The following is a 14,707-nucleotide window of genomic DNA, read 5'->3' as shown; positions in this document are numbered from 1 at the left end:
TATTTAATGAAGAAATCAAGTATTTAATTATTCTCAATGAAATCACCCAAAATGTACATTGTTCTAGCTATTATAGTTCTCGCGGGAATTGGAATCTACTTCTTTTCATCGAACAAGGAGGACATTCGTGTATCTCAAGAACCGCTCGACCAGGCGGCTGCCCTCCGCTATGTCATGGCATGGTCGGATAAAGTCCACGGCAAACCTGAAGAATTGACCAAAAGTGAAAACGGTGATTTTTATGGCACACTAGATACGTCAATAGCATTTGAGTATCTCCAGGATCAGCATATGTTGATAGCTCGAGCTGTCGTAGATCCGTTCGGGGCTCTACTCCTAAAGAGGGAAGATATTATGAAGGAGTTACATGCCATAGAACAATATGATCCGCAATCGGTTTATAATGCGAAATTCGAATTATTATTGGGAAAATGGCAACTCCGACAAGAACCGTCACTTTATCTGCGATTGGAATTTATTGATCAATCTCTCTCAAAACAAGAGTTTTTGACGAAAATGAGGGAGCTTAGGGATACAGCATTTGTATGGAACCAAACATATTTTGGCGAGGTGGTGGATGGGGCAAATTTTGTCTCAAAAGGCCAGAATATGGCATTGAAGTATATGGATATTATCAAAAAAATATGTTTCGAAAAGGGCGCGAATACGTACAATGTTATTTATGACGGTAAAACCAATGATATCAAATATTTCGAAGTTCCAGCCAGGGTTAAAATAGGTGATTTTCAGTATTTATATGACACGTCGGGAAAGGAGGTTTTGAAGGTTAAAGAAGATACACTTGGTAAATCAGAGGCAGATGAAAATTATAAAAAATTCATGACTCTCACCCAAGATTTGTATAGATATTCAATGCTTTTGCCCGAGTCTCAGCCATAACAACATGAAGACTAAAATGTATATCATCATTGCCCTCGTAATCAATCGCGCGATATGACAGAATTTTTTTTAACAACTTTCTCATTTTTTGCAGTATGTCTTTTTACTATTACCTTGATCAAGGGGAGGATGTTGTATCAGCCTTTGATATTAGATGAAATATATCGCATCAAAGGGGTTGGTGCGAGGATTTTTTCCGGTCTCATCGTATTATTTTTCGTAATCAGTCTCTGCTTCTTTGTTCCTGAAAATATATTGATATACGGAAACTTGTTTTACACGAATGCTATTTCTTTTATTATTGGACTATGTCTGGCGATCTTGATATTCCGTAGAGGTGAGAGAGCTGACCTTACTACAATTAATCGACAGTATAGAAAAATTGATAGGTTGTATGGGAAGAATTTTATCCTTGTTATTTTAGCTACTTGTCTTTTGTTGACGGTATTTTATTGGTTGACGCTTAATATTTAAAAAAATATGAAAAACAAATTATCAACATATGAAAGAAGACTGGGAATCCCGTTTATTATATTAAGCATCCTTCCTATACCTATGTTGAGTTCAGGCATGAGTCTGCTCATTGTTCTTTTCATCCTGACACCTTTTGGCTATTCATGTACAGATGGAGCATATTGCACTTTATTCTTTGCAGACACTATTGTTGGAGTTCTTGCAATATCTTTTGTCTCGTTCGCGCTCTTTATCGCTTTCTCACCACCAGCGGAGGAACAACGGTCTTGTAATTATTGGCGCTGGGTTCGAGTGGTGTTGTACCTTATTGTAATATATATAAATTTTTTCTTGAATTAAGAGGTGTATGATGCTGTGATATACTATTTCTTATGAAATCCCACAAAATTATGATCACACTTATCGCACTACTAATTATTATTGCTGCCATAGGCTGGATTTCCACTCGTCCTAGTTTAGGAAATCCGAAGGTAATATCCGTGGAGACTTACACCGCCCCCGATGGTGGTTTTTCCTTCCAGTATCCGGAGTTTGAGGGGTGGAAATCTTCAATACCAAGTGATGGAAATATTTATTTTAGTGTACCCTTTGAGAGTGTTGTCGCACCATCGATTAAGATTTCCAGAAATTATCAATCATCACCTATCGCATTACCTGACAGATTGCCGACAAATCCTAATGGAATTACTTACACAAATTACGATGTAAAGATTGGATATTTGTCATTTATTGGAAGTTCAATATCAACTCCACAGTCAAAAACTGAAGTTGTTGAGATATCAGTTCCTCTTCCTTCACCATATGATGAACAAAATAGCTACTCCGCCAAGAAAATGGCGGATATGATAATCAAGACGTTTGTGTTCAAAAAATCCAAAGTAATCGAAACTCGAGATTCCTCCTGTTCGAACATGACAGGATTTACCTTCCGATACCCAATCTTTTTCGGCTGGGAAGTTATGTCAGTTGAAGATCATCAGACAAAGAACAAACGTGGATATGAATGCGTCATTACGCTAAATTCCCCCAATAAAGAACTAATTTCAGGAACCAGGCCTACCATAGTGGTATCAAAATATCCATATTCAGAAAATGATTTTGAAATACCTTCTTACGCACTTTCAAATCCCAATCCAAACAAAATACCGTATACGTATATGAAAGAGGAAACGTCCGGTGCAGATATTGCCCCAAACCACTTTGCGTATGCGGTATTTTTTGGGGAAAATAATAAATTTTTTGTCGATGTCGACGGTCTTTCAGAAAAAACAGGTTTTCCAGTAGACGAGTTTTTCACGACAGTCATTGCAACATTCAAGATAACTAAAGAATGATAAGGTTACGATTTTTTGTGTACTGACATATTATGGTATAATTTATTTAATGAAGAAATCAAGTATTTAATTATTCTCAATGAAATCACCCAAAATGTACATTGTTCTAGCTATTATAGTTCTCGCGGGAATTGGAATCTACTTCTTTTCATCGAACAAGGAGGACATTCGTGTATCTCAAGAACCGCTCGACCAGGCGGCTGCCCTCCGCTATGTCATGGCATGGTCGGATAAAGTCCACGGCAAACCTGAAGAATTGACCAAAAGTGAAAACGGTGATTTTTATGGCACACTAGATACGTCAATAGCATTTGAGTATCTCCAGGATCAGCATATGTTGATAGCTCGAGCTGTCGTAGATCCGTTCGGGGCTCTACTCCTAAAGAGGGAAGATATTATGAAGGAGTTACATGCCATAGAACAATATGATCCGCAATCGGTTTATAATGCGAAATTCGAATTATTATTGGGAAAATGGCAACTCCGACAAGAACCGTCACTTTATTTGCGACTGGAAATTATCGATCAATCTCTCTCGAAACAAGAATTTTTAACGAAAATGAAAGAGCTTGGGGATACGGCTTTTGAATGGAACAGAGTATATTTTAATAGGGTGGTAGATGGGTTGAATATGATTTCAAAAGGTAAGGACAAGACGTCGAAGTATATGGAGATAATCAAAAAAATATGTCTTGAAAACGACGCAAATACGTACGGTGTTTTCTATGAAGGAGACTATGATATGAAATATTTTCAAGTCCCAGACCGGTTATTAGGTCTCACGGGCGGTTTCTTTTATCTATATGACACTACAGGAAAGGAGATTGTGAAAGTTAAAGACGGTACGATTGGTAGCTTAAAGACAGACGAAAATTATAAAAAATTCATGACTCTCACCCAAGATTTGTATAGATATTCAATGCTTTTGCCCGAGTCTCAGCCATAACAACATGAAGACTAAAATGCCCGCCAACTCTCTAAAATCCAAGAAGATGATATAATAAATTGAATCAATGTATATGCATGAGTTATTTTTAATAAAAAATTTTATGAAGCATATCTCAATTCTCGTCATCATCGCCATTGCATTTCCCCTCTTCGTGAACCCGGAGAATGTCCAAGCTGAGACCGGAAACAAAATCCATAACTACTGGAGGACGCAGTTGGCTAACACAGTCGAAGGCTCTGGGCTCGATGCTCCCGTCAATGAAGCGGAGATAACCAATTGGATTGACCAGTCTGCGTCCACCAGATCGTCCGTAAAATCTCTTGGTGGCACGCGTGTTGAAAGCCTGCCAATTCCCGTCCTTTTTGGCATTGACCGCTCTGACTTTTATCCAGATTTTGGTGATTCACGAGGCGGAGGAACCAGAACTCATGAAGGTCAGGACCTCATATCAAAGACCGGAGTGCCTATTGTCACTCCCACTGACGCGGTAGTTTCGAGCGTGGGCTTCGGAACAAGCGCCGGAAATTATGTCTACACCTCAAACCAAGGAGGAGAAACGTTCGTATATATGCACATGGACCAGCCGTCGCGCCTTAAACGCGGAAACAAAATATCCCGAGGAGACCTTATCGGCTTCGTCGGCGCGACCGGAAACGCGAACGGCGGATTATCTCACCTGCACTTTGAAATACGCAAAAATGGTGCGACCGACCCGTATCCACGGCTCACCGGCTCATTCACCCCGCAGGAAAAAATTGACTTTCTAAATGCCATACTAGAGGATAGTCCGGATCCTGAAGCTTTATCAAATCTCCTTGCTGGTTATTTTGCCGATGAGTTTCGGTCTATCATAGCCCAGGGAGTGACCGTGCCCCCTGAAATAATGATAGCCATGACCAACAGGCCATTTGCCGGCGCCACTGTCGCGCAAGGTGCCTCCGGCGACCTTGTCTTGGGCTCGAGCGGACCCGGCGTAAAAACGCTCCAGACATATCTTATCCAGGCAAACAAGGGTCCGGCGGCAGGAGTCTTGGCAGGCGCAGGCGCCACAAGCTACTTCGGTCAGTTGACTAAAAATGCTTTGATCGAGTTTCAGCTTGCAACAAACATATCGCCAGCCCAAGGAATTTACAGCACGAATACAAAATCTTACGTATCGCAAAACCCTCTCTCAACAACCGCCACCACAATCCCTGCAGTCCCTGCTTCCCCTTCCGCAACACCCACGCTTCGCGACCTTTCCCTAGGCTCAAGCGGAGTTGATGTTGTCGAACTTCAGAAATTCCTCATCCTCATGAATCAGGGACCGGGGGCATACGCTTTGGCGGGAGCGGGAGCGACCGGCTATTTCGGACCGATGACACAGAGGGCGCTCGCCGAATATCAGACTGCGGTTTCCATCTCCCCGGCCTCCGGAAACTTTGGACCCATCACCCGCGCATTCATAAAAAACCTTCCGGTTTTATAGTTTGAAGCGATTCAGCCTTTCGGACTGATGAATTAAACCCAGCGATGTTCGGGAAGTAGCTCGCTTTGCATTCAATTCGTGATACAATAATTGAAATGAAAACTGACGAGAAAAAAAATATCGTCCTCATCGTCGAAGACGAAGTCAAGATGCTCGCCGCGTTGTCCGAAAAATTTGAGCGAGAAGGGTTTGCAGTCGAAGGCGCTCAAGACGGAAAAATCGGACTTGAACGCGCCCTCTCGATAAAACCCGATATTATCGTTCTGGATATTCTTATGCCCGTCAAAGATGGGCTCACAATGCTGAAAGAATTGCGCATGGCAAATGAGTGGGGCAAGACTGTGCCTGTTGTTATCCTTACCAACTTAAGCGCCGACAATCCCGAGACTATTCGCACGGTCGCCGAAACAGAGCCATCCTATTACCTCGTGAAAACAGACTGGACGATTAACCAAGTTGTGGAGAAGGTGCGTGAACAGCTTACTCGCCATGAGTAGACTCCCCTCGCCTTCGTCACGGACTAAAGATGGGGTAAACGGTTTATATATGATAACAACACGCCTCGTAAGCGCGAACAGAATCGGCGATAGAGCTCCCAAAGTAACAGCGTTTTTTTTATTGATATTGTTTTCAGCGATGTTTTTTTCTTTGAGCCTTACCGCCTTCGCTGACACCAACAGCACAGATGGACCGCGAGACACGAACTGCTTTCTTGGGGATACAACATGTAGCGCCTCAACGACTGCGACAACAACAGAGCAAGGACGCCCCCCGGTTCTTTTTGATATTAATATCAACCCTCTTTTGCTAACCTCGGAATCGGTCTACGGATATTCGTCATTGTTCATTGCGCTATTTATTGTCTTACTGTTACTTATCTTTTCCGTCGGGCAACTCTATAGTAGTAAAATACATTTCAGCAATTTCAAGCGACGACAAAATACCCCTAGTGGTTCGCCAACCTCTCACGCATCCGCCTCTCCCGCATTAACGCCCCCTGATTTGACGTTGCCAAACTCGACAAACAATGAGCTCCCCAAAAAAAATTCATGAATAAATTATCCATAATCAGGAGAGCGGAACGCGCTTTGACGGCGGTTGTTTGCATCTGCGCGCTTGCCTCATTTTTTACTTACCCGTCTGCGTTTGCCGCAGAAGAAATCGCGGGTAACACTGTAGTGAGTATTGTGAGCGTCGCCGCGGGCGATTCACTTCCCATATCCGTGAAGCTGATTCCCTTCGGTCCAATTCGTCGCGTTGATGCGGGAATAACGTACAAAATCTTTAGTGCTGATGGAGCTTTAATTTATATTGAGCAAGAACAAGCTTCTATTAATACAAATGCCAGCTTTATAAGACAGGTGGGAATTCCGGCGAACACAAAACCTGGGAAATACCGAATAGAGAGTGATGTTACATTCGCAAATCAGGCAAGACCTGCTGTGTCAAGCTTCTATTTTAACGTAGAACTGAAGGCCTTCGGCATTTCCAAAGAAAATATCTTGGTTGGACCGGCAATCGCCTTCCTCGAACCGACTTCGGAAGTGATAACCATCACTTCCGCGACAAATCCGGGCTCCCAAACATCACCCGCTATTGGAGAAATACCTTCGAATTCCACGACTTCGCTTATTGTCCAAAATCCCCTTTTGAGCAATGCGGGAGAAAATGAGCAACTGATTCTTTTCGACGTTCTCTTGAATCCTGTACTGGACACCGATGTCGATAGACGAGTTGCGGCGGGCGAATCGCTTCCCATATCTGTAAAGCTGACTAATTTCGGCTCGACCCGCCGAGCTGACGTGCAGATAACATACAGAATTGTGAACGCAGAAAACATTATCATTTATTCCGAACACGAGACAATCGCGGTTGATACGAGCGCGAGTTTTGTAAAACAAATTCAAATCCCGAGTGACACTCCTTCCGGCACGTATCGAGCGGAAAGTGAGATTCAATATCCATTTCAAGAAAGTCCCGCGTCGGGAAGCTTTGAGTTTAAGGTTGAACGTAAGCTATTCGGCATTTTCCAGAGCGACCTTTTGTTATTTGGCAGTCTCGCACTTTTGCTAAGCATTCTCACATTTATGGCAAGCCGAGTGTTCATGCGAGCCCGCGCAGGAAGAGAACCACTTCACAGCTATGCTGATAAGCCACAGAAGGAGCGCATCTACTATGAGATGGTGAGCGACACTATTTCGCAAATGCGACGTCACGCTGGTGATGACGCGCTTGAGATAGCATGCGACATTCCTGGCCTTAAGATTGAGAAGGAAACGGGAAAGGTGCTCACACTTCTAGGAGACCCCGCGGATATCATGGCGAGCTTGGTAGCGCATTATGAGTCACGGCTCGGCAAGCGAGTCAGTCTCGTTCTCCGGAAAAGCAAATGAGTTTTTTGAACATTTTCATCAATTATTAGTTATTTATCATTAGTAATAAAAAAATCATGAAAACAAATGATTCGACCAAGGTAGAGAAACAAGCAAGCAAAGATACAAGGGAAGATGCTTTGCATTATATGAAGACATTAGTGGATGTATCCAGAGAGTCCTTTTTAATTCTGGACTCCGATTTAAAAGTGATTTCGGGAAACCAGGTGTTCTACGACAATTTTAAGGTCGCGCCGGAAGATACCGTGAACAAATTTATTTACGATTTGGGCAATGGCCAATGGGATATTCCGGAACTGAAAAAATTATTGGAGCACATCTTGCCAAGCAAAAAGACCGTCAGGGATTATGAAGTGGAACATATTTTTCCCACAATTGGGGAAAAAACAATGCGACTCAATGCGAGACAGATAGACTCGGTGCAGTTGATTATTCTCGCCATAGAAGATATCACGGAAAAATTTCAGCTTGAAAAGAAAGTGGCCGAGTATACCAAAGATTTGGAGGTCAAAGTCGCCGAACGAACTGCCGAGCTTGCAACACGATTGCAAGAGTTGGAAAAGCTCAACAAGAGCATGGTCGGGCGTGAGCTAAAAATGGTTGAACTTAAAAAGGAGAATGCCGATTTAAAGAAAAAGGCCGGAATCTAAAAAAATGTCATGCGTAAAAAATGACGGAAACAGCCCCTACAATTTCTGAAATACGCTTGAAAAGTGCCTCAAGGATATTTGCTGTAATTCCAATTGTGATTGGAGTTTTTGTGCTAGTGGGCTGGGCATTTGATAACGCTATATTAAAAAGTGTTCTGCCCGGGCTTGTCGCCATGAAAGCCAATACCGCCGTCGTCTTTATTCTTATAGGATTGGCGCTATTCCTATTGAATAAGAAAAACGGGGAAAAGTCCTCCGCCTCGCGCATTCTCTTATATACGACCCTCATTCTCTCTTTATTGACTCTCCTCGAATACCTGCTCCACGCAAACTTCGGCATCGACCAGTTGCTTTTTACGGAACCATCGGGAACCATCGGCACCGTATATCCGGGACGAATGGCTCCAATCACTACGATTATTTTCTCCCTGCTCGCGATTGCAATTCTGATTGGTGAATCTGGAAAAAATGTCGGAAAATCCCAGCTACTTATACTCGGAGCACTCCTTTTGTCGACTATGTCAGCTATTGGCTATGCATACGGGAGTCAGCCCCTGTATGAGATTGTCGGGCTCACCCAGATTGCGCTCCATACTGCCGTGGCTTTCATCTTCGCCTCTCTAAGCGCTCTTTTCTTGTACCCGAACCGCGGTCTAATTAAAAATATTACAAATAATAGTTCGGGCGGAGTGATGGCTCGTCGCTCTCTCACCGCTTTTGTTATTTTCCTTCCGCTTATCGGCTGGCTTCGCCTCCTCGGACAGCGCGCCGGATACTATGACTTGGAATTCGGATTGTCTCTCATGGTGATCATAAGCATAGGAGTTTTATCATTTATCATTTTTTATAACGCGAGATTAATCGATGCCGTGAACGCGGAAAGCCTGGAAGTTGAAAAAAGGACAGAAGAATATTATCACTTCCTGGAGAAGACCGCCGAGAAGCGCACGGCGGAGCTCTGGATAAAGCTTAAAGAATTGGAGGATAGCAGGAAAGCCTCCTTAAACGTCCTTGAAGATTTGGAGTTCTCAAAAGCCTCACTCGAGCATGAAAAAGCGACAGACGAAGCGTTATTGGAGAGCATCGGAGACGGCGTGATTGCAACCAACCCAACCAAAGAAGGAAGGATAACGCTTATGAATAAGGCAGCTGAACTCATGCTTGGCTTGAATACAAAGGAGTCGCTTGGCAAGCCATTCACCGACATTGTCACTATAATGGACGAACGAGGAAACATAGTTCCGAAGGAAAAACGACCCGTATCTATCGCGCTTCTGGGCGAGGTCATAACCACTTCTCTTTCTGATAATCAATATTATTATGTCCGAAAAGACGGCACCAGATTCCCCGTGGCAATTACACTTACCCCTGTAAAGCTCGGTGGCAAGATCGTCGGAACCGTCGAAGTATTCCGCGATATCACCAAAGAGAAAAAAATTGACCAGGCAAAAACTGAATTCATATCGCTTGCTTCGCATCAGTTGCGCACACCGCTCGCGACCATGAAGTGGTATGGTGACATGCTGATTGCCGGCGACGTAGGAGTGATGCATAAAAAACAACTGCAATATGCGAAGGAAATATATAGCGGAAATCAGCGGATGATAGATCTCGTCAATGCCCTCTTGAATGTGTCTCGCATCGAAATGGGAACATTCACCGTTGAAGCTGTCCCTTCTGATGTGAAAAAAATTACAAATAACGTCCTTTCCGATTTTGCCTCACAACTATCTCGTAAAAAAGTGGAGATCGAAAGCGACTATGATGCAACACTGCCTCTTGTCTCACTTGACGAAAAATTGTTGCGTGTGATACTCCAGAACCTCATTTCAAACAGTATTAAATATTCCCCCGAGAAAACGCGAATACAGGTTTCAGTACACAAAAAAGACGGCGCGGTCCTTTTCCGCGTTTCCGACGCCGGATGTGGCATTCCCCCCAAAGACCAGGATAAGATATTTTCAAAATTATTCCGAGCCGACAACGCCAAGATAATAGACCCCGATGGCACGGGCTTGGGTCTTTATATTGTTAAAGCAATTATTGATGCGGTTGGCGGCAAAATATGGTTTGAGTCGCCCGCCCGAATGACCGACTCTCGGTCGGGCGGGCCCGCCCGCCAAAGCCCACACGGCAAGCAAGAAGAGCAGGGCACAACGTTCTTTTTTAGCATTCCACTTTCGGGAATGAAAAGTCGTCAAGGCGAACAGCAATTGGTGGAATTGCCTTCCCAAACTCACTAGAGTATAATTACCATTATTGTAACTTCATTATTCAAATGGATAAAACAGAAGAAAAAAAAACGAATGTGCTACTTGTTGTTGAGGATGAAAATGCGATGCGCGTGGCTCTTATAGATAAGTTCAAGCGAGAGGGTTTTTTTGTGACAGAGGCAAGCAATGGTTCGGAAGGACTCACACGCGCCTTAAAAGACCATCCAAATGTTATCATTCTTGACATTCTCATGCCCGTGATGGACGGACTCACTATGCTCAAGAAACTGCGTAAGGAAGGCGGGGAATACGGTAAGAAAGTGCCCGTGATTCTTCTCACAAATGTGGTCCCCGACACGGAAAAAATAAACCAAGCCGTTGTCGAAGATGAACCGGCCTATTATATGATGAAAACCGATTTCACCATTGAAAATGTCGTGGAGAAAGTGAGAGAGAGGTTGGATAGAGTCGGATAAATCGTTAAAAAACCACGACAATTAGGTTGCGTGGTCAGGTAAACCAGAGAGATTTTCCGGCATTCGTGAAATAGTATGGTCGGATTGTGAAGCGCCCTTTCTACTCCGAGTAGAAAGGGCGCTTTCCTATTCGTTATTGCCTCATATCCCTCAAGGCTGCTATTCTTTCCGCTGTGGGTGGATGAGTGCTAAACATTCTGCTCCAGAGTGAAATTTTTTTGCCGGCACCGAACGGATTTGAGATATAAAGATGCGCCGTGGCATGATTGGCCCTTTTCATCACTCCGCCGTATTCCTCTAGTTTCGAAAGAGCGCTCGCAAGTCCTTCCGGATAGCGGGTTAAAAGCGCGCCGGATACATCAGCGAGGAATTCCCTTTTGCGGGAGATTGCAAGCTTAAGAAGTGTGGCGATGATTGGCGCGAGAATCATAAGAGCAATACTTATGATGAGCATGATAGGATGAACGTCCGAATTACCTCTTTGCTTCCTTCCGAACATGGTATTGCGAAGCAAAAAATCAGAAATCAGGGTGATGAAACCGACCAAAACGACTACAATCGTGGAGAGCAGGATGTCTCTGTTGCCCACATGCGAGAGCTCGTGCGCAATAACCCCTTCAAGCTCGTTTTTGTTCATTATGGAGAGAAGGCCTGTGGTCACGGCGACAACCGCGTGCTCTTTGTTTCTTCCCGTTGCAAAAGCATTCGGCACCGGGTCGTCTATTTTATAAATCGCAGGTATCGGAAGTCCTGCGGTGATGGAGAGATTCTCGACAATCGTATAAAGCTCGAAATTTTCTTCCCGAGATACAGGCTTTGCGCCTGCGATTGAAAGCACGATTTTGTCCGAAAACCAGTAACTTACTATGTTCATGACAATGCTAAAAACTACCGCAAAAACTAAAATTAGAGAGCTGTCGTAGAGATAGCTAGCGATCCACCCTAAAGCAATTACCACGACGAAAAATATGGTCATAAGAAACCATGTTTTTGCTATGTTTTGAGATTGGTGTGTGTAGAGGGTAGCCATGAGAATTCTTGTAACGTATAGCGTGTAACGTGTAACGTCTGAAAAAACTTTCTTTTCTCTTCTTACGTTACACGTTACACGCTACACGTTCAACTTTTTTTTGCCTTCAATATTGCATCAACCATTTCAATTTCTCCCGCGATGCCTTCTATCAAATCATATTTCTTTGCCTCGCTCGCGGAGACCCACGCCATTTCGACCGATTCTTCGCTCGATTTGAATTTTCCAGAAGCGTATTTAGCATAATACGTAAGAACAATAACAGGAACTCCGTTGGGCAAAATGAACGCGACATCTAAAAGATAAGTAGGTTTTCCAATTTCCAATCCGACCTCCTCCCGAACCTCCCTGCGAAGCGCCCGCTCTATGACATAATACCACTGTTTTTGTTTTGGCGATGAGGACGGCAGATTCATATAATCGTCCATCGAAAGCCCTCCTCCGGGCACGTGCCACTTTCCCGGAAAAATTTTGAGTCTCGAGCTTCTCTTCACTATGAGAAATTTTCCTTCACTGTTGTAAATAATGACCGCAGGAACAACTCTGTGTAATTCTTTTTTAGGGACGGACATATGTATGAAAATTTCTAATTTCTAATGAAAAATGATGTTTAAGTATCAAATTTTTATTTGAAATTCAGTTGAAAATTGGAAATTAGATATTAGAAATTTCTTCTACCAGCTTCCCCCTCCCCCGCCGCCTCCACCCCCACCAGACGACCCTCCACCTCCAGACCCACTTGACGATCCGGGTGTCGATGCCAAAGACGAATTGCTTGCCGTGCTAAATGACGTCATGTTCGAAGCAAACGCACCTGCGCTAAATGCAGACAAGGAGGAATCGTTATACCAATTTGGTTGTGGCAAATCTATCCCTTCAAATACTTTCGCCCACTCTTTTTCAACACCAAGCGCCATGGCATACGGAAGGAATTTCTCAAACTGTTCCGGATTTTTAGTCGGAGCGTTATGAAAATTAATCCTATCCCTTTCTGCAACAGAAAGATAAAGCTTGAATCCACTGATATGCTCCTTCGCATGTACACCTTTTTCACTCATGCGTGACATAAGAATCTGGAAAATAGTCCAAATAAGTACGGAAACATCGTATGCAATTACTGCTAGGGCATTCTGGAAAAATATTCCGATAAACGTGCTCCCGAAAATAAGAAAAAATACTGCCCCGACGATAATGCCCCCCGCTCGTGAAGCTTTTTTATTTCCTATAGTAGCTGAATACGTGGAATATGTTTTTTTTCCTTCAGGAAAATATCCCTTTTCAACAAGTGTCGACTCACAGTATCGCTCAATCATGTTACTCACAGTGAAAAAACGATACTGTAAATCAGAAAGTCGAACTTTGTTTTCAACCAATCGTTGTGACGATTCGATATCTTTCTTGGCTCCAATTGCCGCCATGCCTTCGACCAAATGTGCCGCAATTTTCGTCATTTTTGAAGCGTTTTTATCTGAATTCGCCAACGTTATCGTCCGTGCAATTTCGGTTGCAGAATTCAGCGCAACCATATTGGGCTCGAACAATCCATTTAAGAGCGCTGCCTGAAAAGTGTTGAGTGCACCGTCAGACAATTTTAATTTTTCCAACTCATAATCGTCTTTGGAAATAAAAACCCCTTTATCGGTAACTTTGGAAATTTTTAAATACCCCTTAGTGGCCAAATACACAATTTCCGCTGAAAGCGAGTTTCCAAATGACTGCTTAAAGATAAACCTTATCTGCATCGGTGATAGACCGTCAGGCACATCGTACTCCGGAACAATGACCCCCGTACCTTTCGGATCTCTCCCGTATTTTGACCATCGGCGGTACATGAAAATAAAGATAAGAATCGGCAGAATGAGCCAATACCAGCCTGCAGATAAAAAACCTATCCAAAAGCGTTCTGCGTATGGAGGTTCCACAACAACTCCCTTCGGAAATCCAACGGCAACAGTGATTCCTTCATAGGGATTTAGATATTTCTGCGCAAATGAAATTTCGTGAATACTACTATCATCAGAATCAAAACTTTCAACAGCACCGTAACTATCACATTCATCAGTTGAATCGGAAAAACCAGAATAGCAAGATATGGTTAGATCAGATTTTTTAAAGACGGATGGTAATTCGACTGTTACAGTCACATTATGTATCGGAATCTGCCATCCAGTACCAATTGCATTCCAATATATTTCGTCAAAATCCTTAAAAAATCCAACAACTAGGGGAACGGAATATTTGATTACATAGGTATGAGTGCCGGTAATAAGAACATCGGGGTCGCCAATTTTTATCCTTCGGTCATTGCCATTTTTTGAAGTTGTAAATTGATATTGATGATTATTCTCATCAGTAACACTAATATTTCTCAGATCCAATCTCATCTTCAAACCAGTCTTTGTCCTATAGTTAATAGGGACATCGCGATATATGCCGTGTTTGGATTCAGCGTCAAAGTTGTATGTAATAGTCTCCGCTACATCAATCGAAGCGTCACGGTTGACTTTTATTGAGACTACAAAACTATCTACTCGTTCTCCCTCTTTCTGTAGAACTTCCGCCGTATCATCAATAGCCGTATAATCATTGAACGTTCCGTTCAAGCAAGCTTTGATATTTACACAATACGAAGATAATTCTGCAGGAGTTGCAAATGAAGCTTCTTTATATTTTGAAAAAGTTGGATCAATACAATAATAATCGTAAGCCTCCTGATACCCAGTGGTATCAGGGCATGAATTTGATGTTTGCGCAAAAGCAATTGCGTTTGTACCCAAAATTGAAAATAGAGCCAAAAACCCAATTGTGAGAAATCGCATC

Annotated in this window: 12 protein-coding genes; 9 read left to right on the top strand and 3 right to left on the bottom strand. The window is 43.0% G+C overall.

Going from position 1 to position 14,707, the window contains the following annotated elements; genetic code table 11:
• Positions 1–36 precede the first annotated feature (36 nt).
• From ABI430_00370 to ABI430_00330, 9 genes are all read left to right on the top strand, one after another.
• Positions 37–900 carry a hypothetical protein gene (locus tag ABI430_00370; GenBank protein MEO8637341.1) on the top strand — a complete coding sequence of 288 codons (864 nt, stop codon included), beginning with the start codon at positions 37–39 and terminating at the stop codon, positions 898–900.
• A gap of 845 nt (positions 901–1,745) precedes the next feature.
• Complete coding sequence (locus tag ABI430_00365) at positions 1,746–2,708, top strand: hypothetical protein (protein ID MEO8637340.1); 963 nt, start codon at positions 1,746–1,748, stop codon at positions 2,706–2,708.
• A 79-nt stretch (positions 2,709–2,787) separates the two neighbouring features.
• On the top strand, positions 2,788–3,654 hold the full coding sequence (locus tag ABI430_00360) for a hypothetical protein (protein MEO8637339.1): 867 nt from the start codon (positions 2,788–2,790) through the stop codon (positions 3,652–3,654).
• A 103-nt stretch (positions 3,655–3,757) separates the two neighbouring features.
• Complete coding sequence (locus ABI430_00355; protein ID MEO8637338.1) at positions 3,758–5,125, top strand: peptidoglycan DD-metalloendopeptidase family protein; 1,368 nt, start codon at positions 3,758–3,760, stop codon at positions 5,123–5,125.
• Between the two features lie 95 nt (positions 5,126–5,220).
• Positions 5,221–5,622, top strand: coding sequence for a response regulator (locus tag ABI430_00350; protein MEO8637337.1), 402 nt, complete (start codon positions 5,221–5,223; stop codon positions 5,620–5,622).
• A gap of 552 nt (positions 5,623–6,174) precedes the next feature.
• Positions 6,175–7,518, top strand: coding sequence for a hypothetical protein (locus ABI430_00345; GenBank protein ID MEO8637336.1), 1,344 nt, complete (start codon positions 6,175–6,177; stop codon positions 7,516–7,518).
• 56 nt (positions 7,519–7,574) lie between these two features.
• The gene (locus ABI430_00340; GenBank protein ID MEO8637335.1) at positions 7,575–8,168 is read left to right on the top strand and encodes a PAS domain-containing protein; all 594 of its coding nucleotides are present in this window, start codon (positions 7,575–7,577) and stop codon (positions 8,166–8,168) included.
• 20 nt (positions 8,169–8,188) lie between these two features.
• Positions 8,189–10,411 carry an ATP-binding protein gene (locus ABI430_00335; GenBank protein MEO8637334.1) on the top strand — a complete coding sequence of 741 codons (2,223 nt, stop codon included), beginning with the start codon at positions 8,189–8,191 and terminating at the stop codon, positions 10,409–10,411.
• Positions 10,412–10,446: 35 nt separating this feature from the next.
• Positions 10,447–10,857, top strand: a complete 411-nt coding sequence (locus ABI430_00330) for a response regulator (GenBank protein MEO8637333.1) — start codon at positions 10,447–10,449, stop codon at positions 10,855–10,857.
• Positions 10,858–10,990: 133 nt separating this feature from the next.
• Here ABI430_00330 and ABI430_00325 read toward each other — a convergent pair whose 3' ends face one another.
• From ABI430_00325 to ABI430_00315, 3 genes are all read right to left on the bottom strand, one after another.
• Positions 10,991–11,887 (bottom strand): zinc metalloprotease HtpX, encoded by an 897-nt coding sequence (locus tag ABI430_00325; GenBank protein ID MEO8637332.1) that lies wholly within the window; start codon positions 11,885–11,887, stop codon positions 10,991–10,993.
• 89 nt (positions 11,888–11,976) lie between these two features.
• A complete protein-coding gene (locus tag ABI430_00320) occupies positions 11,977–12,459 on the bottom strand; it encodes an NUDIX domain-containing protein (protein ID MEO8637331.1) in 483 nt (160 codons plus the stop codon).
• Positions 12,460–12,561: 102 nt separating this feature from the next.
• Complete coding sequence (locus ABI430_00315) at positions 12,562–14,706, bottom strand: DUF2207 domain-containing protein (GenBank protein MEO8637330.1); 2,145 nt, start codon at positions 14,704–14,706, stop codon at positions 12,562–12,564.
• Position 14,707 lies beyond the last annotated feature (1 nt).

This window comes from Candidatus Taylorbacteria bacterium (assembly GCA_039934295.1).
In the GTDB taxonomy this organism is placed as follows: domain Bacteria; phylum Patescibacteriota; class Minisyncoccia; order Phycocordibacterales; family HO2-43-120; genus HO2-43-120.
The sequence above is the reverse complement of the archived record's forward strand: the minus strand, read 5'-3'. Positions and strand labels throughout refer to the sequence as shown.

What these genes read in the sequence shown, in the direction of transcription:
- ABI430_00370 (MEO8637341.1), top strand. Translation starts at nt 37, where the DNA reads ATGAAATCACCCAAAATGTACATTGTTCTAGCTATTATAGTTCTCGCG.
- ABI430_00365 (MEO8637340.1), top strand. Translation starts at nt 1,746, where the DNA reads ATGAAATCCCACAAAATTATGATCACACTTATCGCACTACTAATTATT.
- ABI430_00360 (MEO8637339.1), top strand. Translation starts at nt 2,788, where the DNA reads ATGAAATCACCCAAAATGTACATTGTTCTAGCTATTATAGTTCTCGCG.
- ABI430_00355 (MEO8637338.1), top strand. Translation starts at nt 3,758, where the DNA reads ATGAAGCATATCTCAATTCTCGTCATCATCGCCATTGCATTTCCCCTC.
- ABI430_00350 (MEO8637337.1), top strand. Translation starts at nt 5,221, where the DNA reads ATGAAAACTGACGAGAAAAAAAATATCGTCCTCATCGTCGAAGACGAA.
- ABI430_00345 (MEO8637336.1), top strand. Translation starts at nt 6,175, where the DNA reads ATGAATAAATTATCCATAATCAGGAGAGCGGAACGCGCTTTGACGGCG.
- ABI430_00340 (MEO8637335.1), top strand. Translation starts at nt 7,575, where the DNA reads ATGAAAACAAATGATTCGACCAAGGTAGAGAAACAAGCAAGCAAAGAT.
- ABI430_00335 (MEO8637334.1), top strand. Translation starts at nt 8,189, where the DNA reads ATGACGGAAACAGCCCCTACAATTTCTGAAATACGCTTGAAAAGTGCC.
- ABI430_00330 (MEO8637333.1), top strand. Translation starts at nt 10,447, where the DNA reads ATGGATAAAACAGAAGAAAAAAAAACGAATGTGCTACTTGTTGTTGAG.
- ABI430_00325 (MEO8637332.1), bottom strand. Translation starts at nt 11,887, where the DNA reads ATGGCTACCCTCTACACACACCAATCTCAAAACATAGCAAAAACATGG.
- ABI430_00320 (MEO8637331.1), bottom strand. Translation starts at nt 12,459, where the DNA reads ATGTCCGTCCCTAAAAAAGAATTACACAGAGTTGTTCCTGCGGTCATT.
- ABI430_00315 (MEO8637330.1), bottom strand. Translation starts at nt 14,706, where the DNA reads ATGCGATTTCTCACAATTGGGTTTTTGGCTCTATTTTCAATTTTGGGT.